The organism is Pseudomonas sp. ITEM 17296 (assembly GCF_028895205.1).
GTDB lineage: Bacteria > Pseudomonadota > Gammaproteobacteria > Pseudomonadales > Pseudomonadaceae > Aquipseudomonas > Aquipseudomonas kermanshahensis.
In genome coordinates this window covers 122,893-147,844 of the sequence record NZ_WJRS01000003.1, presented here as the reverse complement: position 1 = coordinate 147,844, position 24,952 = coordinate 122,893, and the positions used below count along the sequence as shown (strand labels likewise).

Below are 24,952 nucleotides of genomic sequence, written 5' to 3'. Positions count from 1 at the left end.
CTCTCCGAAAAGGAACACTCAATATTCAGAGCAGGGTTGCGCGCACGGGGTTCAGCGGCGGGAGGCATACATCTACCACACGGCAATGATGTAGGCCGCCAGGATGAACGCCCGATTTCTAGTGCCTGGAGTGGGCCATGACGGATATAAAAGCAAGGGTGATTCGCAGCCTCGAGGCATTCGATGCTGCGCGGCCGCTGGTCCGGCTGGTGGATGACGTGGTGCGGGATTACCCCGACCCTTACGCGCTGGCCAGCCAGCAGGCTGCGCGCATTCTGCAAAAACACACGGGCAGGCGAATTGACCCTCGCTTCGTCTGGTGGCACCAGTTCAATAACGAGAACTCCAGCAGCCTCAGTAAAACCGGCTGGCAACACAGCCATCCGCCGCAGAAGTCGATGTTGATGCACGAACTGGTAATCGACCGCTTCGACCTGTACTTCCAAGATGCCAGTGACGAGCTCGACATGCGTGGCGGGTTTTACCGTCAGGGGCCCCATGCGCCGTTTTACGACGAGCGCAACGAAGTGCCGATGCTGGGCAGTGACGTGCAAAAAGACCTGTGGGCGCTGGACTTCGCAGTTGAGTACCGTGCGCAGGTCGAGCGCTTCTGGTCGCTGTATGGTGCTCATTTTCAAGTGCTGGCCAAGACCAATCTGCTAGGGCAGGGCGCTGAGGCATTGGCGGAGGGTACGATTACGCCAGGGGATTGGGATCACGTGCGGGGGATGGTGACCGACGCCTTGCCTAATGGTGAATTGCCGACCCTGGAGGTTCTCGAACAGGACGCCACGCGCAGCGAGATAACGGTCCACCGCTATGTGTTCGGTGAAACGGACCGTTGGTGTTTGTTCAGCCTGAGTGCGCCCGATGGGCGCGTCATGGCCTATATGCCGTGGGCAGAAAAGACCCTCAAGGGCTTCGATTCCGAATTCTCGATGGTGAGTTGGATACGCACGCAGTTGCAGTCCAAGGTCACCCTCGATGCCTTCGTGGCGGGTGCTCATAGCAATCCACGTGATACCACCGCCAGGCGGTTGATCAAGGTGCACCTGCAAGGTATTGCCGACAGCCGTTCGAACGAAGCGGCGTTGATTGCCCTGACGCTGTTCAAGCGGCCGCTTGGCACGACCCTTTTTGCTTACCTGGTCGAACAGGCCAGGCTCGAAATGCAGGGCAATGCGCAACTGATGCAAACCAATGTCGGGCTGCGCAAGGCCATGTGCAGTGGGTATCTGGCGGCGTTCCTGGGGGTGTTTGGTGGTTTTGCGCCGTTGGGCTGGCCGGTCACGTTGATGCTGCTGGGGGCCAGTGTGGGCAAGGTGGCGCTGGATGTGGACGCTGCTTTGCACGCGGGTGATGAACAGAGCCGCAAGGATGCCCTGCGCTCGGCCATGCTCGAAAGCGTATTCGCCAGCATGAACCTGGTCGATATCAGCTTCCAGGCGAGCTTTGCCTCGCTTGCGTATCAAGCACCGCCCCATGAAACGAACCTTTCATTGGGGCGCTGGCAACCGACGACTGCTTCGGACTTGCCGGAGGAGTTGCAGGGCGCCAATGCCGTGCTGACCGGGGAGTCGGGCGAGGAGGGCCGCTTGCGCGGCATTCACGTCAATGACGACGGCAGTTGCTGGATCAATGTGCAAGGTTTGCCCTATCGCGTGCGTTACAGCCATGAGCTGGCCGTGTGGCTGGTGGTTTCGGCGGACAACCCGTTTGCCTTCAGCTCGCTGCACCCGGTGCGTCTGAACCAGGCCGGGGAGTGGGAAGTGCTGGCGCCGCCCCGATTGCTGGGGGGGACACCCTTGGCCGTTGAGGGTATGCCGAGCACAAATTCACCGTTCTGGGATACCTATACGTTAGCGAACGGCCCGCAGAGCAAAAAGCTGGGTGAATTCGCGCTTGAGCGGCAGAAGGCGTTATTGGCGTCCTGGCCGGTCGTCGAACTGCCCCGCGGGCGGGCGCCCGACCTCGATGAGCGCAACTTGGACTGCGTCAAGGTCGAGGGCCACACGCACTACTCGTATCACTACGGCCCGGAGTACTTCAACGCACTGGTCGACTACTACACCAGCGACGAGTCGAAAGTGAACGATGTGTTCCGCTCCGGGAGCTACCGGTATGGCGATGAGGATGACTATATCGCCAACCTTGCCAACAGCCTTGAGCAGTTGCCCAAAAACAATCAGGTCAGGTTGTACCGAGGGGGGCATCGCTCGCGCCGTACCGGTGGTGAGCGTTACCGAAACGGTGAGCTGCGGGTTGGCGATGTGCTGGTCAATACCGACTTCACCTCGTTCACCGAAAACCCCTACATGGCCGCGGAGTTTGCCTGCTTGCGTTACCCGAACGTGCCGGGCGGCGTGCCAGGCTTGTTCGATGACAGTTCGGTGGTGTTCGAGCTGCCTGCCGGGGACTACCACAGCGCAACGCCGATCAGCGCCTTTTCGTCGTATTCCGAAGAGGCCGAAACGCTGTTCCAGCCTGGCAACTACTTCCGCATCGATGCCTTGCAGCAGGTCTATGGCGAGTACTATCGCTTCATCAAGGTCACCCTGAAGCAGACCATCAAGCCTGCCTTGGGGCCGGTTTACGACCTGCGCACAGGGCTGGCCTTCGACCTGGCGGCCTACACGGCGCACATCAGGACGCCGGCACTGGTGACGCGGTTCTTTCCTGAATAATGTCGCAAATTGAGCCCCAACGTTGCGCCAAAGGCGGGCGCGTTCGATTGACGCTCCCGCCCCAACCCTCTAACCTTCGCGCGTGTTTCAGGTGCCCTGCCAGCCCCGTCTGGGCAGGGTGAAACTGGGAAGCCGGTGGGCGCCAGCAAAGGCGCGAGCCCGGCGCTGCCCCCGCAACGGTAAGTGAGTCAAATGCCGCGCACAGCCACTGGATGCCAGCATCCGGGAAGGCGCGCAGGCGTGGGCCAAGGCCCGCTCACAAGCCCGGAGACCGGCCTGATTCAGCCAACGGCATCACGGAGGGTGATGCGCGGTGCACCGTGGCGTCCAGCCACGGCTCCTGCGCGTTCTCCGTCTGCCTGCCTATCGACCTGTCGCCGCTTCTCGCGTGGCGTCAGCCTGCGGAGAACCCTGATGAGCGAACCCACCGAACGCGACGAACGCCACCTGGCGCGCATGCAGCGCAAAAAGGCGGTCATCGACGAGCGCATCGCCAATTCCCCCAATGAATGCGGCCTGTTGCTGGTGCTGACCGGCAACGGCAAGGGCAAGAGCAGCTCGGCCTTCGGCATGCTCGCCCGCGCCCTGGGCCACGGCATGCAGTGCGGCGTGGTGCAGTTCATCAAAGGCCGCAACAGCACCGGCGAAGAGCTGTTTTTCCGGCGCTTCCCCGAGCAGGTGCGCTACCACGTGATGGGCGAGGGCTTCACCTGGGAGACCCAGGACCGCCAGCGCGACATCGCCGCCGCCGAAGCCGCCTGGGCCGTGTCGCGCCAACTGCTGCAAGACCCGACCGTGCAGTTCGTGGTACTCGATGAACTGAACATCGCGCTCAAACATGGCTACCTCGACCTCGATCAGGTGCTCTCCGACATCCAAGCCCGCCCGCCGATGCAGCACGTGATCGTTACCGGCCGCGCGGCCAAGCCTGAAATGATCGAACTGGCCGATACCGTCACCGAGATGGGCATGCTCAAGCACGCCTTCCAGGCGGGTATCCGTGCGCAGAAGGGCGTTGAACTGTGAGTGAACTGCGACATTGCCCGGCCGTGTTGATCGCGGCGCCGGCTTCCGGCCAGGGCAAGACCACTGTGACCGCAGCCTTGGCCCGGCTGCACCATAACCTTGGGCGTAAGGTCCGGGTGTTCAAGTGTGGGCCTGATTTTCTCGACCCGATGATCCTGGAGCGTGCCAGCGGCGCACCGGTCTACCAGCTCGACCTGTGGATGATCGGCGAGCAGGAAAGCCGTCGCCTGCTATGGGAAGCAGCCGCTGAGGCTGACCTGATCTTGATCGAAGGGGTCATGGGCCTGTTCGACGGCACCCCGTCGAGCGCCGACCTGGCGCGTCATTTCGGCGTGCCGGTGCTGGCGGTGATCGACGGCACGGCCATGGCCCAAACCTTTGGCGCCCTGGCCCTCGGGCTGGCGCGTTACCAGGCCGACCTGCCATTCGCCGGCGTGCTGGCCAACCGGGTCGGCAGCTTGCGCCATGCGCAGCTGCTAGAAGGCAGCCTGACCGAAGGGCTGCGCTGGTACGGCGGCCTGTCGCGTGAGCGCGGTATCGAACTGCCCAGCCGCCACCTGGGCTTGGTCCAGGCCAGCGAGCTGAACGACCTGGATGCCCGCCTGGATGCTGCGGCCGAAGCGCTGGGCGCCAGTTGCGATGCCGCTTTACCACCGCCCGTGGCGTTTGCCGAGCCGGAACCGCAGCCGGCCGCCGCTTCATTGGCCGGTGTGCGCATTGGCGTCGCGCGGGACGAGGCGTTCGCCTTCCTTTATGGTGCCAATATCGACCTGCTGCGCAACCTCGGCGCGCAGTTGGTGTTCTTCTCGCCGCTGCACGACTGCGAACTGCCCGCTGTGGACAGCCTGTACTTGCCGGGCGGCTACCCGGAACTGCACCACCACGCACTGGCGGCCAACACGCCGATGTGCGCGGCGATCCGTGACCATCATGCCCAGGGCAAGCCGTTGCTGGCCGAGTGTGGCGGCATGCTTTACCTGCTCGACGCACTGACCGACGTAGCGGGTGAGCGTGCCGAACTGCTCGGCTTGCTGACGGGCGAGGCGACCATGCAGAAGCGCCTGGCCGCATTGGCCTTGCAGGCAGTGGAACTGCCCGAAGGCACCCTGCGTGGCCACACCTACCATCACTCGCTCACCAGCACCGAGCTGGCGCCGATCGCCCGGGGGCTGAGCCCTAATGGCGGGCGTGGCAACGAGGCGGTGTATCGCCTGGGCCGCCTGACGGCTTCCTACGTGCACTTCTACTTCCCCTCCAACCCGGACGCGGCGGCGGCGCTGTTGCGACCATGAGCGAACACGCTTTCAGCGACGCCGAACGCGCCGCGCTGTACCGGGCCATCGGCGAACGCCGCGACATGCGCCATTTTGCCGGTGGCGAGGTGGCCCCGGCGTTGCTCGCCCGCCTGTTGGCTGCGGCGCATCAGGCACCGAGCGTCGGGCTGATGCAGCCCTGGCGGTTCATCCGCATCACCCAGCGCGACCTGCGCACGCGCATCCAGGCATTGGTCGAGGAAGAGCGGCTACGCACTGCCGATGCACTGGGCGAACGCGCCGATGCGTTCATGACGCTCAAGGTCGAAGGCATCAACGATTGCGCCGAACTGCTGGTGGCCGCGTTGATGGACCAGCGCGAACCGCACATCTTTGGCCGCCGCACCTTGCCGGAAATGGACCTCGCCTCGCTGGCCTGCGCCATCCAGAACCTGTGGCTGGCGGCGCGTGCCGAGGGCCTGGGGATGGGCTGGGTATCGCTGTTCGACCCCGTGGCATTGGCCGAACTGCTGGGCATGCCGGCGGGGGCCAAGCCGGTGGCGGTGCTGTGCCTGGGGCCTGTGACCGAATTTTACCCAGCCCCGATGCTGGTGCTGGAAAACTGGGCAGAAGAACGCCCTTTGAGTGACCTGCTGTATCACAACCAATGGGGAGAGCAGCCATGAGCGTTGCCTTGCTGACCGTGGCCGGGGTGGCCCTGGATGCCTTGCTGGGCGAGCCGCAGCGGCGTCATCCACTGGTGGCGTTCGGCAACATGGCCGCCAACCTGGAGCGTCGCCTGAATGCCGGCGGGCGCGCTTGGCGCAGCCACGGCGTGAGCGCCTGGTTCCTCGCGGTGGTGCCGCTGACCCTGGTTGCACTGATCCTGTCCTGGCTGCCGTACATCGGCTGGCTAGTCGACGTGCTGGCGCTGTACTGCGCGTTGGGGCTGCGTAGCCTTGGCGAGCACGTGCTGCCGGTGGCGAACGCATTGCGCCAGGGTGACCTGGAAGAGGCGCGGCGGCGGGTGGGCTATCTGGTCAGCCGCGAAACCCGCGAGCTGGACGAGCCCGCCGTGGCCAGGGCAGCGACCGAATCGGTGCTGGAAAACGGCAGCGATGCGGTGTTCGCCGCACTGTTCTGGTTCGTGGTGGCGGGCGCGCCTGGCGTGGTGTTGTACCGCTTGAGCAATACCCTGGATGCCATGTGGGGCTATCGCAACGAACGCTTCGAGCGGTTTGGCTGGTGCGCGGCACGCATCGACGATGTGCTCAACTATATTCCCGCAAGGCTGGTGGCGCTGACCTACGCGCTGCTCGGCAAAACCCGCCTGGCCCTGGCCTGCTGGCGCAACCAAGGGCCCCTGTGGGACAGCCCCAACGCCGGCCCTGTGATGGCGGCAGGTGCTGGCGCGCTGGGGGTCGAGCTGGGCGGCCCGGCGGTGTATCACGGTGAGCTGCACGAGCGGCCGCGCCTGGGCGAAGGGCCCATGGCCGATGCCGATGCTATCGAGCGTGGCTGGAGCCTGGTGCAGCGGGGTGTGTGGCTGTGGGTACTGCTGATTTGCCTGGGAGCTTACTGGAATGCTTGAACACGGTGGTCGTCTGCTGCGTGCGGTGCGTCACTACGGGATCGCGCGCGAACATTGGCTCGACCTGTCCAGCGGCATTGCCCCTTGGCCTTACCCGATCCCGCCGATTCCACTCGACGCCTGGGCGCGTCTGCCAGAGACCGAAGACGGCCTGGAAGAAGCCGCTCGGCAGTACTACGGCACCCGCCAGCTGTTGGCGGTGGCTGGCTCGCAGGCCGCGATCCAGGCCTTGCCATTGCTGCGCCCGGCGGGCCGGGTCGGTGTGTTGACCCCATGCTATGCCGAGCACCCGTATGCCTGGCAGCGGGCAGGGCACACATTGGTCGAACTGGATGAAGCCCAGGTGGAAGGCGCGCTCGACAGCCTCGATGTGCTGGTGCTGGTCAACCCCAACAACCCGACCGGCCGCCAGGTCAGCCGGGAGCGCCTGCTCGACTGGCATGGGCGACTGGCGGCGCGTGGGGGCTGGCTGGTGGTCGACGAGGCGTTCATGGACAACACCCCCGCCCACAGCGTGGTCGACTGCGCCGAACGGCCTGGCCTGATCGTGCTGCGCTCGTTCGGCAAGTTCTTTGGCCTGGCCGGTGTGCGTTTGGGGGTTGTTGCGGCGCAGCCCAGCGTGCTGCAGCGGCTGGCTGAGTTGCTCGGCCCTTGGACTGTCAGCGGCCCAACGCGGGTGCTGGCCCAAGCCTGCTTTGCCGACCACATTGCCCACCAGGTGCAGATCGAGCGCTGCGCCGCCAGCAGCCATCGCCTCGCTGCGCTGTTGCACAGCACCGGGCTGGCGCCGAGCGGCGGCTGCGACCTGTTCCAGTACGTGCGCAGCGAGCGTGCCGCGCACTTGCATGACTTTCTTGCCTGGCGCGGCATCCTGGTGCGCCTGTTCGAGCAGCCTGCCGCCGTGCGCCTGGGCTTGCCTGCCAGGGCGGCGGACGAGCAGCGCCTGGCCCAGGCCCTGACCGACTATCAAAAGGAAACGGCATGACCACGCTCATGGTGCAAGGCACCACCTCCGATGCCGGCAAAAGCACGCTGGTGACCGCGCTGTGCCGCTGGCTGTTGCGCCAGGGTGTCGGCGTGGTGCCGTTCAAGCCGCAGAACATGGCGCTGAACAGCGCAGTGACCGCCGACGGTGGCGAAATCGGCCGGGCCCAGGCCGTGCAGGCCCAGGCTTGCCGGCTGGCGCCGCACACCGACATGAACCCGGTGCTGCTCAAGCCCAACAGCGACACTGGCGCCCAGGTGATCATCCACGGTCGCGCGGTCACCAGCATGAATGCAGTGGCTTATCACGACTACAAGGCCATCGCCATGCAAGCGGTGCTGGCGTCGCACCAGCGCCTGAGCGCCGCGTACCCGGTGGTGATGGTCGAAGGTGCGGGCTCGCCGGCAGAGATCAACCTGCGTGCCGGCGACATCGCCAACATGGGCTTTGCCGAAGCGGTCGACTGCCCGGTGATCCTGGTGGCCGACATCAACCGCGGTGGGGTATTCGCTCACCTGGTGGGCACGCTGGAGCTGCTGTCGCCGAGTGAACAGGCGCGGGTCAAAGGCTTCGTCATCAACCGCTTCCGCGGTGACATCGCCTTGCTGCAGCCTGGGCTGGACTGGCTCGAAGCGCGTACCGGCAAGCCGGTGCTGGGCGTGTTGCCGTATGTCACCGACCTGCACCTGGAGGCCGAGGACGGCATCGATGTGCGCCAGGTGGCCAAAGGAGAGCGCGTACTGAAGGTGATCGTGCCGGTGCTGCCGCGCATCAGCAACCACACCGACTTCGACCCGCTGCGCCTGCACCCGCAAGTGGATTTGCAGTTCATCGGGCCGGGCCAGCCGATACCGCCTGCCGACCTGATCATCCTGCCTGGCTCGAAAAGCGTGCGGGGCGACCTGGCGCAACTGCGCGAGCGGGGCTGGGATACCGCCATTGCCCGCCACTTGCGCTATGGCGGCAAGCTCATCGGCATCTGCGGCGGCCTGCAGATGCTCGGGGCTCAGGTGCACGACCCGCTGGGCCTGGAAGGGCCGGCGGGCTCCAGCCCTGGGCTGGGCCTGCTGGACTACGCCACGGTACTGGAGGCCGACAAGCAACTGCGCAACGTTGCCGGTACCGTGACCCTGGAAAACGTGCCGGTTTCGGGCTACGAGATCCATGCCGGCGTTACCCAGGGCCCGGCCCTGGAACGCCCCGCCGTGCAGCTGGACGATGGCCGCTGTGACGGCGCCATCAGCGCCGATGGGCAGATCCTCGCCACCTACCTGCATGGCCTGTTCGAAGGCAGCCAGTCGTGCGCCGCGTTGCTGCGCTGGGCGGGGCTGGCCGATGCAGAGTCTATCGACTACCAGGCCCTGCGCGAGCGTGATATCGAACGCCTGGCGGACCTGGTGGAAAAACACCTGGACACCGCGCACCTGCGCACGCTGTGTGGAGTCGCCTGAAATGCTCAACCTGATCCTCGGCGGCGCCCGTTCCGGCAAGAGCCGCCTGGCCGAACAGCTGGCCAGCGACAGCGGCCTGCCGGTCACCTACATCGCCACCAGCGAGCCGCTGGACGGTGAAATGAACGAACGCGTGCGCTTGCATCGCCAACGCCGGCCCGCTGACTGGGGGTTGATCGAAGAACCCCTGGCACTGGCGGCGGTGCTGCGCCTCGAAGCGGCCGAAGGGCGCTGCCTATTGGTGGATTGCCTGACCCTGTGGCTGACCAACCTGCTGATGCTCGACAACGACCAGCGCCTGGCCGAGGAGCGCGATGCGCTGCTCGACTGCCTGGCGCAGTTGCCCGGCACGGTTATCTTGGTCAGCAACGAAACCGGCCTGGGCGTGGTGCCCATGGGTGAACTGACCCGGCGTTATGTCGACCAGGCCGGCTGGCTACACCAGGCCGTTGCTGAACGCTGTCAGCGCGTGGTGCTGACCGTGGCTGGCCTGCCCCTTATGCTCAAAGGACCTGCACTATGACTCAAGCCTGGTGGCGTGATGCCTGCCAACCCCTCGACAACGCCGCCATGGACCAGGCCCGCGCCCGTCAGCAACAGCTGACCAAACCTGCCGGTTCGCTCGGCCAGCTGGAAGGCCTGGCCGTGCACCTGGCGGGCCTGCAAGGCCGCGAGCGGCCCGTGGTGGACCAACTGGCGATCACGATCTTCGCCGGTGACCACGGTGTGGTAGAGGAGGGCATTTCGGCCTACCCGCAAGCCGTGACCGGGCAAATGCTGCGCAACTTCGTTGGCGGCGGCGCGGCGATCAGCGTGTTGGCGCGCCAGCTGCAAGCCAGCCTGGAAGTGGTCGACCTCGGCACCATCGACCCCAGCCTGGCGCTGCCCGGTGTGCGGCATCTGCACCTGGGCGCCGGCACCGCCAACTTCGCCCGCCAGCCAGCGATGACCGAGGCCCAGTTGCAGTCCGCCTTGCAGGCCGGGCGCGACAGCGCATTGCGGGCCGCTGAACAGGGCGCGCAGTTGTTCATCGGTGGCGAAATGGGCATCGGCAACACGACCGCTGCCGCCGCCCTGGCCAGTAACTTGCTGGGCTGCCCAGCGCGTGAGTTGAGCGGCCCAGGCACTGGCCTGGACAACGCCGGTGTGCGGCACAAGGCCGAAGTCATCGAGCGTGCGCTGATCCTGCATGGCCTGCGTGCTGACGACCCGCTGCAGGCGCTGGCCTGTGTCGGCGGTTTCGAGATCGCCGCCTTGGCGGGCGCTTACATCGCCTGCGCGCAAGAGGGTGTCGCGGTGCTGGTGGACGGCTTTATCTGCAGCGTTGCTGCGCTGGTGGCGGTACGCCTCAACCCGCAGTGCCGCGCATGGCTGCTGTTTGCCCACCAGGGCGCGGAGCCAGGGCACAAGGCCTTGCTCGAGGCGTTGCAGGCCGAGCCGTTGCTGGCGCTGGGCCTGCGCCTGGGCGAGGGCAGCGGTGCCGCGCTGGCGGTCCCCTTGTTGCGCCTGGCCTGCGCGCTGCACGGGCAGATGGCGACCTTTGCCGAAGCGGCCGTGGCGGACCGCCCGGCATGATCCTCGACCTGTTGCGCCACGGCGAAACGGAGCAGGGCGGCCTGCGTGGCAGCCTTGATGATGCCCTGACTGAAAAAGGCTGGGCGCAGATGCGCAGCGCGGTCGCCGAAGCGGGCCCGTGGCAAGTGCTGGTCAGCTCGCCGCTGCAGCGCTGTGCGCGTTTTGCCGATGAGCTGGGAGCACGCCTGCACCTGCCAGTACAGCGTGAGGCCGCTTTGCAGGAGCTGCATTTCGGTGACTGGGAAGGCCGCAGCGCGGCGCAGATCATGCAAGACCAGGCCGATGCGCTGGGGCGCTTCTGGGCCGACCCTTATGGCTATACCCCGCCCAATGGCGAACCGGTCAGTGCGTTTGCCGAACGGGTACTGGCGGGCGTCGAGCGCTTGAGCCAGCAGCATGCCGGCAAGCGCGTGCTGCTGGTCACCCACGGCGGGGTGATGCGCCTGTTGCTGGCCCGTGCACGTGGCCTGCCCCGGGAGCAGTTGCTGCAGGTGGAAGTTGCCCACGGCGCATTGGTGCGCCTGGTGCTGCGCGACGACGGTCAATTGGGCGAGGCGCACTGACATGCTGCCGTTCTGGATTGCCCTGCAGTTTCTCAGCAGCTTGCCCGTGAGCTTGCCGGGCATGCCGGCGCCGCAGCAAGTAGGCCGCTCGCTGTTGTGCTACCCACTGGTCGGGCTGCTGTTCGGCCTGCTGTTGTGGCTGGCCAATCACCTGCTGCACGGCACGCCCGCGCCTTTGCACGCGGCGTTGCTGCTGGCGCTGTGGGTGTTGCTCAGCGGCGCCCTGCACCTGGACGGGTTGGCCGACAGCGCCGATGCCTGGCTGGGTGGCTTCGGCGACCGAGAGCGCACGCTGCGGATCATGAAAGATCCGCGCAGCGGGCCGATCGCTGTAGTGACCTTGGTGCTGGTGCTGTTGCTGAAGTTCTGTGCGTTGTGGGTACTGGTCGAGCGTGGGGCAGGGCTCGAGCTGCTGCTGGCACCGGTGGTGGGGCGTGCGGCGATGCTGGGCCTGTTCCTCTGTACGCCTTACGTACGCCCCGGTGGCCTGGGGCAGGCGCTGGCCGAACATCTGCCGCGCGCTGCTGCTGGGTGGGTATTGCTCGCCAGTGCAGCCCTGTGCCTTGCAGTGGGCGGCTGGGGCGCGATCTGGGTGCTGGTTGCAGCCGTGGCTGTGTTCGCCTGGTTGCGGCGCCTCATGTGTCGGCGCCTAGGCGGCACGACCGGTGACACCGCCGGGGCGATGCTCGAGTTGCTGGAGCTGACCGTGGTGCTGGGGTTGGCGCTGGGCCTCTGAATCACCTGCACGCGATCTCCCACGCCGCAGTCCATCCTGATGAAACTTCTTGCAACACCCATGACGCGGGTATATACACGTATCCATGCTGACCAGTGAATGCATCTGTACCCATCTGCGTCGTGCCGCCCGCGGGGTGAGCCGGCATTATGACGAGGCCCTTGCCGGCTTCGGCATCAATGTCGCCCAGTTTTCCCTGTTGCGGCACTTGCAGCGGCTTGACCGTCCAAGCATCACCACCTTGGCCGAGGCCATGGGCCTCGAACGCAGCACCTTGGGGCGCAACCTGCGGGTGCTCGAAGCCGATGGCCTGGTGGCCTTGGCAGACGGCGACGACCAGCGCAACCGCGTGGTGCTGCTGACCGACGCCGGCAAGGCGCTGCTGCAAGCAGCTTACCCGGCCTGGGAGCAGGCCCAAGGGTTGCTGGTCGAGCGCTTGGGCGTAGGGCAGCGTGACGAGTTGGTGCGTTTGCTGGAACAACTGGCTTGAGCTGATGCGACTATAAGCGGGTATATACCCGCAAAACCTTGCGATGTGCTGGAGATAACGACAATGACTTCGGTGTGGCGAACCAGCGGGTGGGTGCTTGTGGGGGCAGCGTTGATACTGGCGCTGTCTTTGGGTGTGCGACACGGCTTTGGCCTGTTCCTGGCGCCGATGAGCGCCGACTTTGGCTGGGGGCGTGGTGTGTTTGCCTTCGCCATCGCTTTGCAGAACCTCATCTGGGGGCTGGCACAACCGTTCGCCGGCGCCTTGGCTGACCGCGTGGGCGCGGCGCGCGTGGTGATCATCGGTGGCATTCTCTACGCCGCCGGGTTGATGTTCATGGGGATGGCCGACTCTGCCTGGTCGCTGTCGTTGAGCGCTGGCCTGTTGATCGGCATCGGCCTTTCCGGCACCTCGTTCTCGGTCATCCTGGGTGTGGTTGGGCGCGCCGTGCCGGCCGACAAACGCAGCATGGCGATGGGTATTGCGAGTGCGGCCGGTTCATTCGGCCAGTTCGCCATGCTGCCCGGCACCCTTGGCTTGATCGAGTGGCTGGGCTGGTCCGCCGCGTTGCTGGTCCTGGGCCTGATGGTGGCACTCATCGTACCCCTCGTCGGCCTGTTGCGTGACCGCCCGCTGCCCAGCCATGGCGCCGAACAGACCTTGGGCCAGGCCCTGCGTGAAGCCTGCTCGCATACCGGGTTCTGGCTGCTGGCGCTGGGCTTTTTCGTCTGCGGGTTCCAGGTGGTGTTCATCGGCGTGCACCTGCCGGCCTACCTGGTCGACCAACACCTGGCTGCGACCACGGGCACCACGGTGTTGGCACTGGTGGGCCTGTTCAACATCGTCGGCACCTTCACCGCCGGTTGGCTGGGCGGGCGCATGTCCAAGCCGCGCCTGCTCACAGGGCTTTATCTGCTTCGCGCAGTCGTGATCGTGTTGTTCCTCTGGGCGCCTGTGACCCAATTCAGCGCCTACCTGTTCGGCATCGCCATGGGCCTGCTGTGGCTTTCTACCGTCCCGTTGACCAACGGCACAGTGGCGACACTGTTTGGTGTGCGCAACCTGTCGATGCTGGGCGGCATCGTGTTCCTCTTCCACCAGCTGGGCGCCTTCCTGGGCGGCTGGTTGGGCGGGGTGGTCTACGACCGCACGGGTAACTACGACTTGGTCTGGCAGATTTCGATCCTGCTCAGCCTGCTGGCCGCCGCCCTCAACTGGCCGGTACGTGAACGCCCGGTCGCCCGCCTGCAGGCCCAGGCCGCATGAAGCGCTACCTGGCTCAAGGCTTGCTCGCCGTTGTCGCGATCGTGCTGCTGGCGCTGGTGTGGTGGGGGTGGCACCAGGGTGGGTTGGCGTTGATGCAACTGGGCATGGGGGTTTGTTAAGCGCTACCCTGCAAGTTCAAGGATTGTCTTGCGGGAGAAACGAACGATGCGTGCACATTGGTTGACGGTGCCTGTGCTGGCCCTGCTTGCCGCCACGTCGAGCTGGGCTGCGGATTGCCCGGCCGTGTTGCAGGGCAGCCTGCCCGAACTGCGTGGCAAAGGGCAGGTTGATCTGTGCCAGCGCTTTGCCGGCAAGCCGCTGGTGGTGGTCAACACCGCCAGCTATTGCGGGTTTGCGCCGCAGTTCGAGGGGCTTGAGGCGACGTACAAGGAGTACCACGAGCAGGGCTTGGAGATGCTCGGTGTGCCTTCTAATGACTTCAAGCAGGAAGACGCCGACAGCGAGAAGATTGCCAAGGTCTGCTACGCCAATTACGGGGTGACCTTCACCATGACCAAGGCCCAGCCGGTGCGTGGCAAGGATGCGATCCCGCTGTTCAGCGAGCTGGCGAGCCAGAGCAATGCGCCGAAGTGGAATTTCTACAAATACGTGGTGGACCGCAAGGGCAAGGTGATTGGCAGCTTCTCTAGCCTGACCAAGCCGGACGACCCGGCTTTCAGGGCAGCGATCGAGAAGGCCATCGCATCGCAGCCATAGTGCCGCTTTTTTTGTAGGAGCAGCCTTGTGCTGCGAAGAGGCCGGTGCAGGTAGCGACTATGTCAGTTGCCTTTATCGGCCTCTTCGCAGCACAAGGCCTCCTACAAAGGGTGTAGTGATTCAATGGGGGGGCGGTGATTGCCACCCGTCCAGGCCGGACGACCCGGTATTCAGAGCAGCGATCGAGAAGGCCATCGCATCGCAGCCATAGTGCCGCTTTTTTTGTAGGAGCAGCCTTGTGCTGCGAAGAGGCCGGTGCAGGTAGCGACTATGTCAGTTGCCTGTACCGGCCACTTCGCAGCACAAGGCTGCTCAACAAAGGGTGTGGTGATCAATGAGGGGGGCGTTAATGGGGGTGAACGGTAATCGCCACCAGCCGTAGCACCACCGGCCTGACCATCAGCACGCAGAGGAACGCCACCGGCATGGCCAGTTGGTAGGCCTTCAATACGTTGCTCAGATACTGCGGGTTCACCCCGGCGTTGGCCGCAGTGATCACGAAGCACATCAATAACGCCATGATCGACGACATGTAGAAGGCGAACACGTACGGTGTGGCACTGGGGCGCAGTTTGCGCCGGCTGCGCGTAGGGGACAGGTTGCTCATGCGAACTCCAGAAAGTTGAGTGGAGGCGCAGGTTAGCAATCGTCGGTGGCAGGGCTGTAGACCATCGTCATTGAGTTCTTTATAAAGAGATTCTTACGAATCCCAAGGGCTCGACATGGACTTGCTCAATGCCATCCGCAGCTTCATCAAGGTGGTAGAGGCCGGCAGCATCGCTGCCGGGGCGCGCAGCCTGGGGCTCAGCCCGGCGGCGGTGAGCCAGAACCTCGCACGCCTCGAAGCGCATCTGCAGGTGCGCTTGCTCACCCGCACCACGCGCAGCATGGCTTTGACCCCCGCCGGCACGCTCTACTACGAGCGGGTCAGGCAGGTGGACCGAGACCTTGCCCAGGCCGAACTGGCCGTCACAACCCCCGACAGCGAGCCCCAGGGCCGCCTGTGCATTGCCTCGACCTCGGCTTTCGGTCGCCATGTGCTGGGGCCCTTGATCCCGGCATTCAGTGCCCGTTACCCCCAGCTTTCGATAGAGTTGGTAACGACTGATCGACGGGTCAACCATGCACGCGAGGACGTCGATGTCAGCCTGCGCATCGCCCCGCAGCTGGAGGACCACCTGCTGGCGAGGCACATTGCCCGTATTCCATTCATCTGCTGCGCCTCTCCCGGTTACCTGGCAAGCGCCGGCGTGCCTGCCACGCCCGAGGCGTTGCGCGAGCACCGCTGCCTGGTGTTCCGCTACCCGGTCGACGGCCGCTTCCTGCGGTGGGGCTTCGTGCGCGACGGGCTGCGTTTTGAAGCGGATTTCGGCACTGTGCTGATCAGTGACGATATCGACGCCCTGACGCAGATGGCCCTGCACGATGGCGGCATCACGCGGCTGGCTGAGTTCATCGTGCGGCCTTACCTGGCGTCCGGCGCGCTGGTGCCTGTGTTCGAATACAGCGACAACGGCCAGGCCTATGCCCAGACCGAGCCGATGGATATCTACCTGTGCCTGGCCGATCGTTTTGCCATGACCGCGAAGGTGCGTGCATTCATGGACTACCTGCATGAATGCCTGGGTGACAGCTGGAAGATCCAGGCATGAAAAAACCGCCACGAGGGCGGTTTTCCATACTGCGGGGGCGACTCAGAAGCGGTAGGTGAGGGATGCACCGACGCCGTGAGCGCTGTTTTCGTACTTGGCCTGGTAGCTGCCTTTGGTCGCGCTGACCTGGTTGACCTTGGTGTCCTCTTCCCACAGGTAGGAATACGCCACGTCGATGGTCATGTCTTCGCTTGGGCTCCAACCGGCACCCAGGCTGAACACCTTGCGATCGCCAGTCGGGATGCGCGGTGAACGGTCGTGGTTGTTGGTTGGCGACTGGTCGACGGTGAAGCCGGTACGCAGTACCCACTCCTTGTTGACCTTGTACGACGCGCCAATGGCGTGTGCCCAGGTGTCGTGCCAGTTCTGCTCTTCGGAGATGGTCTGGAACGCCGAACCTGCCAGCGGTGCCGGCACATCGTTCTGCACGGTGATGTCTTCCAGGCGGCTCCAACGGGTCCAGGTGCTACCTGCGTACAGGGTCCACTGGTCGTCGAGTTCGTGGGTGACCGAAAGATCGACAGACTCAGGCGTCTTGATCTTCAGGGTGGCATCGAACTTGTTGCCGTTGAACGGCCCGATCAGCGGGGTGCTGACGCGGGTCTTGCCTTCGAGCTTGTAGTCGACCATCGAGTGGTAGGTCAGGCCGACGCGGGTGCTGTCGGTGGCCTGTACCAGGATACCGATGTTGTAGCCCACGGCAGTGTCATCGCCCTTGATCTTCACTTCGCCGTCGTTGCGGCCAGGGCTGAATGGGTTGATCAGGCTCGAGCCCAGTTCACCCTTGATGCGGTTGATGGTTGGACCGAAACCGATCGAAACCTTGTCGTTGAAGGCGTAGCTGACGGTTGGCTGGAAGGTCACCACCTCGACGTGGCTCTTTTTGCCCCAGTAGCGAGCAGCATCGTCGCTGCCGTAGTCGGTCACCAGGCCGAAGGGCACGTAGACGCCGAAACCGACGCTCCAGTGATCATCGATCGGCTTGACGTAGTAGCCCATGGGTACGCCAACGACAGGCACCATGTCACCATCGGTTTCCCCCCCGAGGTTGCTGCCAGGGCCCGAGATATCGGACTTGGCGATGACGGCGGCGCCGCCCACGGTGATCTGTTCGCGCTTGAGGCGGGACATGCCGGCTGGGTTGCCAAACACGGTGCTGGCATCTTCGGCAGAAGAAGAACGTCCCGCGAAACCTGTCCCCATGCTGCTGATGCTCTGTTCGTTCAGGGCAAAGCCGCTGGCTAGCAGTTGGCTGGAAGCAAGCGCAACGGCTACGCCGAGGGAGGTTTTGAGCATTACTTTTTTCATTATTAGAAACTCCTTGGGATCTCCGGGGCGAAAAGCTACCAACAAATTGCCCGCCGCGCTATAGCCTCAATCACAGGAGATAGAGCGGTTTTGTAGGACAATCCGACCAAAATTCCATTTTTTCCGGTAAAGCTGTAGGGCGTTTCCTAAGATGCCTGAGGCAATCTCTGATCTATGCAGGTATGCCAGGCGTGGGTGAAGTCGCGCAGGCGACCCTGAGGGTGGAAAACCTGGCGCCAGATTCGCGCCAGGCCCAGCAAGTCGTCAGCAGCAGGCAGGGGCGTGGCTTGCGCCTCGACCAGCATCCAGGCGATGGCAGTGGAATAGCGAAGGTTTACCGTGAGTTCCAGGTGGGGGCCGCCAAGAAAGGCGTGTTGGCTGGCCAGGCCGCGGACCAGGCTGGCGAGGTCAGGGTCGCGGGCGAGATACTCGTCCCAGAGCGCCTGGTGACGGGTTTCGCCGATGCGGTAGAGGCCGTGGCCACGCCGGTCGTGCAAGGCTGAGCCGAGGGCTGACTGGCTGGCGGCGATGCCCAGTAGCAATGCTTCAGCGCTAGGGCAGTGGCGGTCCAGGTAGACCAGGGTGGGTCGGATCACATACAGACACAATTCATTCGCCGCGATACCCATGATGCCCTCGAGCAAGTAAGGGCCGGACGGGCGCTGGAGCTTGGCAGCTGGTGAATGATCAGGCCCGCCGGAAGCGGTTAGCACCGCTCGAGTTGAAGTGTAGTGTGATAATCGTGGTGTAAAGAGCTGTTTTTAAATCGATTGCTGCCTGACGTTCGAGGCTATATGCCATGGGGCAATTACGCCAAGAACGATCAGGCAGGCTACCTGGGCAATGATTCAGCGCCTGAATGCCGCCGTATTCGCCGCTCACGCGGTGAGCGACTGACGGGTCCGGGCGATCACTGCCTGCAGGGGTTCCTTGCGGCTGTACTGTTCAGGGTACAGGCGTTCGGTGTGGCAGGCGACGCCGTGTTCGTCCACCAGGGTAAAGCTGAAGCTGCCCTTGCGAGGGGCAACGATAAGGCACTTCAACGGCGAGAAGGCCTGGGAAAGGGTGCCAATGGCAGCCTGAATGTGTGGATGAGTTTGCATATTATTGGAGGTTCCTGCTTTAAACACGGAGGGTATGATCCGTGCATGATAGAAACGTTCCAGTGACGCCTTTATTAAGGGACGAAACGAACCTGACTGGAACAAAGCAGCCAGAGAGAGCGCAATCAAATGTGGGCGCTTGGGCTGACTGGTAGGTACTTAAGAGGGCAGGCAGCACGCCGGGGCCAAGGTTCTAGGCCGTCGGGGTGGAATCCTGATCAATCTGCAAGGTGATTCTTGCTGGGCAGCGTTTGGCTGGCGAGGGAATCATCGAGTGTGGCCGGTCCTGGTTTCAGCAATGCCTGCTTTTGGGAGAGCAGCGTTGCAAGGACGCTTCTGGCCAGAATTGACTTTCAGCTTGGTACTAACGAGGCGCACCTTACCGCAGATAAAATGCTTTGGCAAGTGTTTGTGCACCTGCCCAGGCTAGCCGAGCAGTATGGCGCTTCTTTCGCGGGCTGGGAAGGGGGGCAAAGGGCTGTCATTACCGAGGATGTGCTGTTTTTGTGCACCCAAATGAAGGCGTGAGGGGCAGTTGTTCACATTTGGCGCGCACGCTGTAACACACCCGCAACAGCCCTCTACAGCGTCGCCAATGCCTTGACTGGTGAGTTAAGTCAATGAAAAAAAACACTAATTTTAGCTGGTGAAAAAATCGTCAGTTTGACTGGAGGCCCCATTTCACGGGGGTTTAAGGGCCACCGAAGGGGGTTGTCCACCGAGTTATCCACAGGAACTGTGGATTGTCCAAAGCGCTTGCTCTAGGACGGGTGTGCCAGCAACCCAAGGAACTGTCGGACAATCTTCGGGCGCCGCTAAACCGGTTGGTCATCCACTCGAAAACGTCAAGAAAAGATCATCGAAATTTTTTTTCAATCCTCCAGAAATCGACAGGCCATGCCAGGAAAAATGGAGTAGAGTGGCGCGCCTTTCGAGTCACCTTGCCTGTTGCTCATGAAGTTTCGCGGTAAACACCTCGCCAACCCTGCTGACGCCTCGTCAGTGCCTCCACCCAAACGCTTCTCCCTGAAAGTGGCCCTGTGGTTGCTCGACAGCCCGCGCCTGGGTGACAAGCCTCAGGTCAAGCACTTGGCAGGCCGCTTGCTGAAACAGCCAGCGCGCCAGGGCGTGGTGGTGGCCCAGAGCCGGCTGGGGCAGATGCTGTGCCGTGATTGCGGCAATGCCCGGGACCGGCGTATCGGCCACGCGCTGCTGCGCCAGGCTGCCCGCGCCGGTGATCGCCGCGCACAGCTGGAATATGCCCGGCTGTGCCAGGCCAGCGAGCCGGACCAGGCCCGCTACTGGCTGGAGCTGGCCGCTGCGCAGGGCTCGCAGGAAGCGCGGCGGCTGCTTGGGCAGTGGTTTTCCGGTTGATGGTGACGCGTGAAAAGGCGCAAGGCCAGTTCCCAGGCTGATAAGCTGCGCAGCATTCATCATGTTCGATCGGGGTAACCATGACAGTGGATCTGGCCAGCATTCTGCTGGGCTTGGTGGCAGGTGCGTTGCCCTGCCTGGTGTGGGTCATGCAGGTGCAGCGTCGCCAGGGCGCCCGGCAGGGTGAACAAGCCCTGCTCGAAGAGCGCCTCAACGCTGCCCAGTTGTCCCTGGCCGGGTTGCAGGCGCAACTGGACGCCAGCCGCGACGAAGTCAGCGACCTCAGCGAAGCCAACACCGTCAAGCAAGCCCAGCTGGCAGCCCAGGGCCGTGAGCTGGAGTTGCTGCAGATCGACCGCGACAATGCCCGCGATGCCGCCCACGCCTGGAGCCTCGAACGCGCCAACCGTGAAGCCGAGTTGCGCCGTCTGGAAGCCCAAGGCGCACGCCTGGAGGCGGAGCTGCGCGAGCAGCAGGAAAACCACCAACAACGCCTGGAAGACCTGCAAGAGGCCCGCGACACCCTGCGTGCCCAGTTCTCCGACCTGGCCACGAAAATCTTCGACGAGCGCGAGCAACGCTTTGCCCAGACCAGCCAGCAGCACCTGGGCCAACTGCTCGACCCGCTCAAGGACCGCATCCAGGCCTTTGAGAAGCGCGTCGAGGAAAGCTACCAGCAGGAGTCACGCGAGCGTTTCTCCCTGGGCAAGGAACTGGAGCGCTTGCAGCAGCTCAACCAGCGCCTGTCCGACGAAGCTACCAACCTCACCCAGGCCCTCAAGGGCCAGAAAACCCAAGGCAACTGGGGCGAGATGATCCTGGAGCGGGTACTGGAGCACGCGGGCCTGGAGAAGGGCCGCGAATACCAGACCCAGGTCAGCCTGAAGAGCGCCGATGGCGAGCGTTTCCAGCCCGATGTACTGATCATGTTGCCCGGCGACAAGCAGGTCGTGGTCGACGCCAAGGTCAGCCTCACGGCTTACCAGCAGTTTGTTGGCAGCAATGACGAGGCCGCGCTCAAGCAGCATGTGCAGTCGTTGCGCAGCCACGTCAAAGGCCTGTCGAGCAAGGACTACAACCGCTTAGAAGGCCTGCACAGCCTGGATTTCGTCCTGCTGTTCGTGCCCATCGAGGCCGCTTTTTCGGCGGCCTTGCAGGCCGAGCCCAACCTGTTCCAGGAAGCCTTCGACCGGCACATCGTGATTGTCAGCCCGACCACGCTGCTGGCCACACTGCGGGTGATCGACAGCTTGTGGAAGCAGGAACGCCAAGGCCAGAACGCCCGCGAGATCGCCGAGCGCGCCGGCTGGCTTTACGACAAGTTCGTGCTGTTCATCCAGGACCTGGACGAGCTAGGCAACCGCTTGCAGCAGGTGGACAAGGCCTACGCTGCAGCGCGCAACAAACTGTGCGAAGGGCGCGGCAACCTGGTCAGCCGCAGCGAGCAGCTCAAGCTCTTGGGTGCCCGTGCCAGCAAGAGCCTGCCGGCAGACTTGCTGGAGCGGGCGCTGTCCGATGAAGCCCTGCCGGACGAAGCGGTTACTGAACCAGGCTCAGATGCCGATTGAGCAGGGCGCGCAAGGCTGCCGGCTTGACCGGCTTGGCCAGGTAGTCCAGGCCTGAGGCATGCACCAGGGCGATGGTCTCTTTGCTGCCGTCGGCGCTGATCACCACCCCAGGCACCGGCTCGCCCAGCCGGGCGCGTAGCCAGCCCATCAGCTCGGTGCCGGTTTCGCCGTCGTCCAGGTGGTAGTCCACCAGCGCCAGGTGCGGGCGCATGCCGTTTGCCAGCAAGGCCTCGCATTCGGCGCGGTTGCGGGCGGTCCAGACCTGGCAGCCCCAACGGCTGAGCAGGCTGTTCATGCCGATCAGGATGCTGTCTTCATTGTCGATGCACAGCACCTGCAGCCCGGCCAGCGGTTGGCCCGTCTGCTCCACCGGCGCGCTGGGCGCGGGCGCCGCTTGGCGGGCGATCGGGACGCTGACGCGGAACACCGTGCCCTTGCCGGGCCATGAGCGCACTTCCAGGCTATGGCCCAGTACCCGGCACAGCCCGTCGGCGATGGCCAGGCCCAGGCCCAGGCCTTTTTCGGCACGGGTCTGGTGGCTGTCCAGGCGCTTGAATTCCTGGAAAATCTCTTGCAGCTTGTTGTCTGCGATCCCCGGGCCGCGGTCCCACACTTCCAGCCACAGGCGTTCGCCCTGCCGGCGGGCACCCAGCAGAATCGGGCTTTTGCCATAGCGCAGGGCGTTGGTCAGGAAGTTCTGCAGCACGCGGCGCAGCAACTTCATGTCGCTGTCGACCCGCAGGCGGCTGCCGCGCAGGCGGAACTCCAGCCCTTTTTCGGCGGCCAGTACCTTGAACTCGGCGCCTAGGGTGTCGAACAGCTCGTTGAGGGCGAACGGCTTGGCGTCCGGGGTGATCTTGTTGTTCTCCAGGCGCGAGATGTCCAGCAGGTCGCTGATCAGCTCTTCGGCCGAGCGCAGCGAGCTGTCCATGTGCTGCACCAGTTGCTGGGCCTCCTCGTTCATGCCCTCGGCCTGTTGCGAGAGGGCGGCGGAGAACAGCCGTGCGGCGTTCAGCGGTTGCATCAGGTCGTGGCTGACCGCGGCCAGGAAGCGGGTCTTGGACTTGCTCACCGCCTCGGCCTGGCTCTTGGCTTCGGACAATGCCTGGTTGAGCTGCGACAGCTCATGGGTACGCTCCGCCACCCGCTGCTCCAGGCCCTCGTTGGCATCGCGCAGCGCCTGTTCGGCTTCGCGGAACGGGGTGATGTCGGTGAAGCTCATGACAAAGCCGCCACCGGGCATCGGGTTGCCGATCAGCTCGATGACCCGGCCGTTGGGGAACAGCCGCTCGGAGGAATGCGCGCGGCCTTGGCGCATCCAGTGCAGGCGCCGCGCCACGTGAACCTGCGCCTCGCCCGGGCCGCACAGGCCGCGCTCGGCGTTGTAGCGGATGATGTCGGCAATCGGCCGGCCAACGCTGATCAGCCCGTCGGGGTAGTTGAACAGCTCCAGGTAGCGACGGTTCCAGGCCACCAGGTGCAGGTTCTGGTCGACCACGCTGATGCCCTGGTTGATGTTCTCGATAGCCCCTTGCAGCAGCGCGCGGTTGAACTGCAGCACCTCGCTGGCTTCGTCGGCGATGCGCACCACGTCTTCAAGCTGCATGTCGCGGCCTTCGATGGCGGCCTTGACCACGGCTCGGGTCGACGAGGTGCCGAGCACCCCGGCGAGCAAGCGCTCGGTGTGCTCGATCCAGTCACCGTCGGCGTTCTGGTTGGGGTTGAAGCCTTTGCCTTGGCGGTAGGCGAAGCGGATGAAGCTCTGCCGCGCACGTTCTTCGCCGACGAAGCGCGAGGCCAGGGTCAGCAGGTCATCGATCTGCACCGCCAGCAGCGGTTTGCTGCTAGGGCGGGCGCTGGTCTGCTGGCCGATGAAGCGGCCAGCCTGCCAGTGCTCTGACACTCGCGTGCGCGACAGCACCGACACCCAGGCAAACAAGGTGAAGTTCCCCGCCAGCGACAGCACCACGCCTTGGGTCAGTGGGCTGATCGGCAGGTTCAGCGGGTTGCCATGCAGCCACGCCAGGCCCGGGAACAGCTCAAGCGACCAACCCACGCTATGGGCGGCAATCGGCAGCACCAGGGTGTAGAACCACAGGAAGATGCCGGCGGCGAGGCCGGCGAACACGCCGCGCCGGTTGGCTTGCTTCCAGTACAGCGCGCCGAGCATGGCCGGGGTGAGCTGGGTCACGGCGGCGAAGGCGATCTGCCCGATGGTCGCCAGGCTCGCGGTCGAACCGAGCAGGCGATAGCTGACATAGGCCAGCAGCAGGATCACCACGATGGTCACCCGGCGTACCGAGAGCATCCAGTGGCGGAACGCTTCGAACGGGCGCTCGGCATTGTTGCGGCGCAGCAGCCAGGGCAGCAGCATGTCGTTGGAGACCATGGTCGACAGCGCCACGGCTTCGACGATGACCATGCCAGTGGCCGCCGAGGCGCCACCGATGAAGGCCAGCAGGGCCAGGCTCGGGTGGGCTTCGGCCAGGGGCAGGCTGATGACGAACGAGTCGGACATCACCGTGCCCGGCAGCAGCATCTGCCCGGCCAGGGCGATTGGCACCACGAACAGCGCAGCCAGCGCCAGGTACATCGGGAACACCCAGCGGGCCAGGCGCATGTCCTGCGGTTCGATGTTCTCCACCACGGTGACATGGAACTGCCGTGGCAGGCAGATGATCGCCATCATGGCCACCGCGGTTTGCACCACCATCGATGGCCAGTTGATGGTCTCCTGCCAGTAGCTTTCCAGCTGGATCGATTGGCGCGCCTGGCTGAACAAGTCGTCAAAGCCGTCGTACAGGTTGAACACCACGAAGATGCCCACGGCCAGGAACGCCAACAGCTTGATCAACGACTCGAAAGCAATCGCCAGGACCATGCCGCGGTGGTGCTCGGTCACGTCCAGGCTGCGCGTGCCGAAGACGATGGCGAACAGTGCCAGCACCAGCGATACCACCAGCGCGGTGTCCTGCACGCGGGTGCCGGTGGCGTCGGCGTTGGCGCCGATCAGCAGGTTGACGCCCAGCACGATGCCTTTGAGCTGCAAGGCGATGTAGGGCAGCACGCCGACCAGGCAGATCAGCGCCACTACCACGGCCAGGGTCTGCGATTTGCCGTAGCGTGCGGCGATGAAGTCGGCGATCGAGGTGATGTTCTGCTGCTTGCTGATCAGCACCATCTTCTGCAGCACCCAAGGTGCGAAAATCAGCAGCAGTACCGGGCCCAGGTAAATCGGCAGGAACGCCCAGAGCTGTTCGGCAGCCTGGCCGACGGCACCGAAGAAGGTCCAGCTGGTGCAGTACACGGCCAGCGACAGGCTGTACACCCAGGCACGCAGCTTCGGCGGCAACGGTGTGCTGCGTCGGTCGCCGTAAAAGGCGATGGCGAACATGATGGCCATATAGGCCAGGGCGACCACGGCGATCAGCCCACTGGACAACGACATGAAAACTCCGGAGCAAATAAAGGTAACGCGGTCCCGATCAATCAGTCTGGCACGCAGGCGCAGGTTCGTCAGCGCCGACGATGGTCGCAGTGGCGAGTCGTCGCAGGGATCGGCCTACACCTGTACCGGCCTCTTCGCGGGTAAACCCGCTCCCACAGGAAC

Annotated in this window: 23 protein-coding genes and 1 riboswitch; of the genes, 18 read left to right on the top strand and 5 right to left on the bottom strand. The window is 64.3% G+C overall.

The genetic code is table 11. From position 1 onward, the window contains the following. Window positions 1–137: 137 nt before the first annotated feature. The 15 genes from GIB19_RS05080 to GIB19_RS05010 all read left to right on the top strand — a co-directional run bounded on the left by GIB19_RS05080 (window position 138) and on the right by GIB19_RS05010 (window position 14,337). A complete protein-coding gene (locus GIB19_RS05080; protein ID WP_274884037.1) occupies window positions 138–2,684 on the top strand; it encodes a dermonecrotic toxin domain-containing protein in 2,547 nt (848 codons plus the stop codon). 72 nt (window positions 2,685–2,756) lie between these two features. After that, a riboswitch (cobalamin riboswitch) is annotated at window positions 2,757–2,978 on the top strand. 120 nt (window positions 2,979–3,098) lie between these two features. Continuing rightward, the gene (cobO, locus tag GIB19_RS05075) at window positions 3,099–3,710 is read left to right on the top strand and encodes a cob(I)yrinic acid a,c-diamide adenosyltransferase (protein ID WP_027595864.1); all 612 of its coding nucleotides are present in this window, start codon (window positions 3,099–3,101) and stop codon (window positions 3,708–3,710) included. Beyond that, a complete protein-coding gene (locus tag GIB19_RS05070; protein ID WP_274884036.1) occupies window positions 3,707–5,002 on the top strand; it encodes a cobyrinate a,c-diamide synthase in 1,296 nt (431 codons plus the stop codon). The genes cobO and GIB19_RS05070 overlap by 4 nt, the downstream gene beginning before the upstream one ends. Next, window positions 4,999–5,649 carry a 5,6-dimethylbenzimidazole synthase gene (gene bluB, locus GIB19_RS05065; RefSeq protein WP_027595866.1) on the top strand — a complete coding sequence of 217 codons (651 nt, stop codon included), beginning with the start codon at window positions 4,999–5,001 and terminating at the stop codon, window positions 5,647–5,649. The genes GIB19_RS05070 and bluB overlap by 4 nt, the downstream gene beginning before the upstream one ends. Beyond that, window positions 5,646–6,554 carry an adenosylcobinamide-phosphate synthase CbiB gene (cbiB, locus tag GIB19_RS05060; protein WP_274884035.1) on the top strand — a complete coding sequence of 303 codons (909 nt, stop codon included), beginning with the start codon at window positions 5,646–5,648 and terminating at the stop codon, window positions 6,552–6,554. The genes bluB and cbiB overlap by 4 nt, the downstream gene beginning before the upstream one ends. Next, on the top strand, window positions 6,547–7,539 hold the full coding sequence (cobD, locus tag GIB19_RS05055) for a threonine-phosphate decarboxylase CobD (RefSeq protein ID WP_274884034.1): 993 nt from the start codon (window positions 6,547–6,549) through the stop codon (window positions 7,537–7,539). The genes cbiB and cobD overlap by 8 nt, the downstream gene beginning before the upstream one ends. After that, window positions 7,536–8,990, top strand: coding sequence for a cobyric acid synthase (locus GIB19_RS05050; RefSeq protein WP_274884033.1), 1,455 nt, complete (start codon window positions 7,536–7,538; stop codon window positions 8,988–8,990). Before cobD ends, GIB19_RS05050 begins: the two co-directional genes overlap by 4 nt. A gap of 1 nt (window position 8,991) precedes the next feature. After that, on the top strand, window positions 8,992–9,513 hold the full coding sequence (cobU, locus tag GIB19_RS05045) for a bifunctional adenosylcobinamide kinase/adenosylcobinamide-phosphate guanylyltransferase (protein ID WP_274884032.1): 522 nt from the start codon (window positions 8,992–8,994) through the stop codon (window positions 9,511–9,513). Beyond that, entirely contained in the window at window positions 9,510–10,565 is a 1,056-nt protein-coding gene (gene cobT / locus GIB19_RS05040; protein ID WP_099428518.1) for a nicotinate-nucleotide--dimethylbenzimidazole phosphoribosyltransferase, read from the top strand. Before cobU ends, cobT begins: the two co-directional genes overlap by 4 nt. Beyond that, window positions 10,562–11,128: an alpha-ribazole phosphatase family protein gene (gene cobC / locus GIB19_RS05035; RefSeq protein ID WP_274884030.1), complete on the top strand. Its 567-nt coding sequence runs from the start codon at window positions 10,562–10,564 to the stop codon at window positions 11,126–11,128. Before cobT ends, cobC begins: the two co-directional genes overlap by 4 nt. A gap of 1 nt (window position 11,129) precedes the next feature. Then, the gene (locus GIB19_RS05030; protein ID WP_274884029.1) at window positions 11,130–11,864 is read left to right on the top strand and encodes an adenosylcobinamide-GDP ribazoletransferase; all 735 of its coding nucleotides are present in this window, start codon (window positions 11,130–11,132) and stop codon (window positions 11,862–11,864) included. A gap of 85 nt (window positions 11,865–11,949) precedes the next feature. After that, the gene (locus GIB19_RS05025) at window positions 11,950–12,354 is read left to right on the top strand and encodes a MarR family winged helix-turn-helix transcriptional regulator (RefSeq protein ID WP_274884027.1); all 405 of its coding nucleotides are present in this window, start codon (window positions 11,950–11,952) and stop codon (window positions 12,352–12,354) included. A gap of 63 nt (window positions 12,355–12,417) precedes the next feature. Further along, window positions 12,418–13,620, top strand: coding sequence for an MFS transporter (locus tag GIB19_RS05020; RefSeq protein ID WP_027595875.1), 1,203 nt, complete (start codon window positions 12,418–12,420; stop codon window positions 13,618–13,620). Beyond that, the gene (locus GIB19_RS05015; RefSeq protein ID WP_274884026.1) at window positions 13,617–13,739 is read left to right on the top strand and encodes a hypothetical protein; all 123 of its coding nucleotides are present in this window, start codon (window positions 13,617–13,619) and stop codon (window positions 13,737–13,739) included. Before GIB19_RS05020 ends, GIB19_RS05015 begins: the two co-directional genes overlap by 4 nt. A 46-nt stretch (window positions 13,740–13,785) precedes the next feature. Next, on the top strand, window positions 13,786–14,337 hold the full coding sequence (locus GIB19_RS05010) for a glutathione peroxidase (protein ID WP_027595876.1): 552 nt from the start codon (window positions 13,786–13,788) through the stop codon (window positions 14,335–14,337). Window positions 14,338–14,683: 346 nt separating this feature from the next. Here the strand turns inward: GIB19_RS05010 and GIB19_RS05005 are convergent, their stop codons facing one another. Further along, window positions 14,684–14,944 (bottom strand): DUF2798 domain-containing protein, encoded by a 261-nt coding sequence (locus tag GIB19_RS05005; RefSeq protein ID WP_027595877.1) that lies wholly within the window; start codon window positions 14,942–14,944, stop codon window positions 14,684–14,686. A gap of 115 nt (window positions 14,945–15,059) precedes the next feature. On the opposite strand from GIB19_RS05005, the gene GIB19_RS05000 reads away from it, so the two are divergent. Continuing rightward, the gene (locus GIB19_RS05000) at window positions 15,060–15,989 is read left to right on the top strand and encodes a LysR family transcriptional regulator (protein WP_099428521.1); all 930 of its coding nucleotides are present in this window, start codon (window positions 15,060–15,062) and stop codon (window positions 15,987–15,989) included. Window positions 15,990–16,031: 42 nt separating this feature from the next. On the opposite strand, the gene GIB19_RS04995 is transcribed toward GIB19_RS05000, so the two are convergent. The 3 genes from GIB19_RS04995 to GIB19_RS04985 form a co-directional block, all read right to left on the bottom strand. Next, window positions 16,032–17,297, bottom strand: coding sequence for an OmpP1/FadL family transporter (locus GIB19_RS04995; protein ID WP_099428522.1), 1,266 nt, complete (start codon window positions 17,295–17,297; stop codon window positions 16,032–16,034). A gap of 146 nt (window positions 17,298–17,443) precedes the next feature. Next, a complete protein-coding gene (locus GIB19_RS04990) occupies window positions 17,444–17,926 on the bottom strand; it encodes a hypothetical protein (protein ID WP_027595880.1) in 483 nt (160 codons plus the stop codon). 249 nt (window positions 17,927–18,175) lie between these two features. Continuing rightward, a complete protein-coding gene (locus GIB19_RS04985) occupies window positions 18,176–18,400 on the bottom strand; it encodes a hypothetical protein (protein ID WP_027595881.1) in 225 nt (74 codons plus the stop codon). Window positions 18,401–19,354: 954 nt separating this feature from the next. On the opposite strand from GIB19_RS04985, the gene GIB19_RS04980 reads away from it, so the two are divergent. After that, entirely contained in the window at window positions 19,355–19,774 is a 420-nt protein-coding gene (locus GIB19_RS04980; protein ID WP_085272811.1) for a tetratricopeptide repeat protein, read from the top strand. A 194-nt stretch (window positions 19,775–19,968) separates the two neighbouring features. Then, window positions 19,969–21,342 (top strand): DNA recombination protein RmuC, encoded by a 1,374-nt coding sequence (rmuC, locus tag GIB19_RS04975; RefSeq protein ID WP_172960404.1) that lies wholly within the window; start codon window positions 19,969–19,971, stop codon window positions 21,340–21,342. On the opposite strand, the gene GIB19_RS04970 is transcribed toward rmuC, so the two are convergent. After that, window positions 21,314–24,790 (bottom strand): hybrid sensor histidine kinase/response regulator, encoded by a 3,477-nt coding sequence (locus GIB19_RS04970; RefSeq protein ID WP_274884019.1) that lies wholly within the window; start codon window positions 24,788–24,790, stop codon window positions 21,314–21,316. The genes rmuC and GIB19_RS04970 overlap by 29 nt on opposite strands. Window positions 24,791–24,952: the final 162 nt, after the last annotated feature.

Bases quoted from the DNA above. Each gene is read 5' to 3' on its own strand.
- GIB19_RS05080 (WP_274884037.1), top strand. From the start codon at position 138: ATGACGGATATAAAAGCAAGGGTGATTCGCAGCCTCGAGGCATTCGAT.
- cobO (WP_027595864.1), top strand. From the start codon at position 3,099: ATGAGCGAACCCACCGAACGCGACGAACGCCACCTGGCGCGCATGCAG.
- bluB (WP_027595866.1), top strand. From the start codon at position 4,999: ATGAGCGAACACGCTTTCAGCGACGCCGAACGCGCCGCGCTGTACCGG.
- cbiB (WP_274884035.1), top strand. From the start codon at position 5,646: ATGAGCGTTGCCTTGCTGACCGTGGCCGGGGTGGCCCTGGATGCCTTG.
- cobD (WP_274884034.1), top strand. From the start codon at position 6,547: ATGCTTGAACACGGTGGTCGTCTGCTGCGTGCGGTGCGTCACTACGGG.
- GIB19_RS05050 (WP_274884033.1), top strand. From the start codon at position 7,536: ATGACCACGCTCATGGTGCAAGGCACCACCTCCGATGCCGGCAAAAGC.
- cobU (WP_274884032.1), top strand. From the start codon at position 8,992: ATGCTCAACCTGATCCTCGGCGGCGCCCGTTCCGGCAAGAGCCGCCTG.
- cobT (WP_099428518.1), top strand. From the start codon at position 9,510: ATGACTCAAGCCTGGTGGCGTGATGCCTGCCAACCCCTCGACAACGCC.
- cobC (WP_274884030.1), top strand. From the start codon at position 10,562: ATGATCCTCGACCTGTTGCGCCACGGCGAAACGGAGCAGGGCGGCCTG.
- GIB19_RS05030 (WP_274884029.1), top strand. From the start codon at position 11,130: ATGCTGCCGTTCTGGATTGCCCTGCAGTTTCTCAGCAGCTTGCCCGTG.
- GIB19_RS05025 (WP_274884027.1), top strand. From the start codon at position 11,950: ATGCTGACCAGTGAATGCATCTGTACCCATCTGCGTCGTGCCGCCCGC.
- GIB19_RS05020 (WP_027595875.1), top strand. From the start codon at position 12,418: ATGACTTCGGTGTGGCGAACCAGCGGGTGGGTGCTTGTGGGGGCAGCG.
- GIB19_RS05015 (WP_274884026.1), top strand. From the start codon at position 13,617: ATGAAGCGCTACCTGGCTCAAGGCTTGCTCGCCGTTGTCGCGATCGTG.
- GIB19_RS05010 (WP_027595876.1), top strand. From the start codon at position 13,786: ATGCGTGCACATTGGTTGACGGTGCCTGTGCTGGCCCTGCTTGCCGCC.
- GIB19_RS05005 (WP_027595877.1), bottom strand. From the start codon at position 14,944: ATGAGCAACCTGTCCCCTACGCGCAGCCGGCGCAAACTGCGCCCCAGT.
- GIB19_RS05000 (WP_099428521.1), top strand. From the start codon at position 15,060: ATGGACTTGCTCAATGCCATCCGCAGCTTCATCAAGGTGGTAGAGGCC.
- GIB19_RS04995 (WP_099428522.1), bottom strand. From the start codon at position 17,297: ATGAAAAAAGTAATGCTCAAAACCTCCCTCGGCGTAGCCGTTGCGCTT.
- GIB19_RS04990 (WP_027595880.1), bottom strand. From the start codon at position 17,926: ATGGGTATCGCGGCGAATGAATTGTGTCTGTATGTGATCCGACCCACC.
- GIB19_RS04985 (WP_027595881.1), bottom strand. From the start codon at position 18,400: ATGCAAACTCATCCACACATTCAGGCTGCCATTGGCACCCTTTCCCAG.
- GIB19_RS04980 (WP_085272811.1), top strand. From the start codon at position 19,355: ATGAAGTTTCGCGGTAAACACCTCGCCAACCCTGCTGACGCCTCGTCA.
- GIB19_RS04970 (WP_274884019.1), bottom strand. From the start codon at position 24,790: ATGTCGTTGTCCAGTGGGCTGATCGCCGTGGTCGCCCTGGCCTATATG.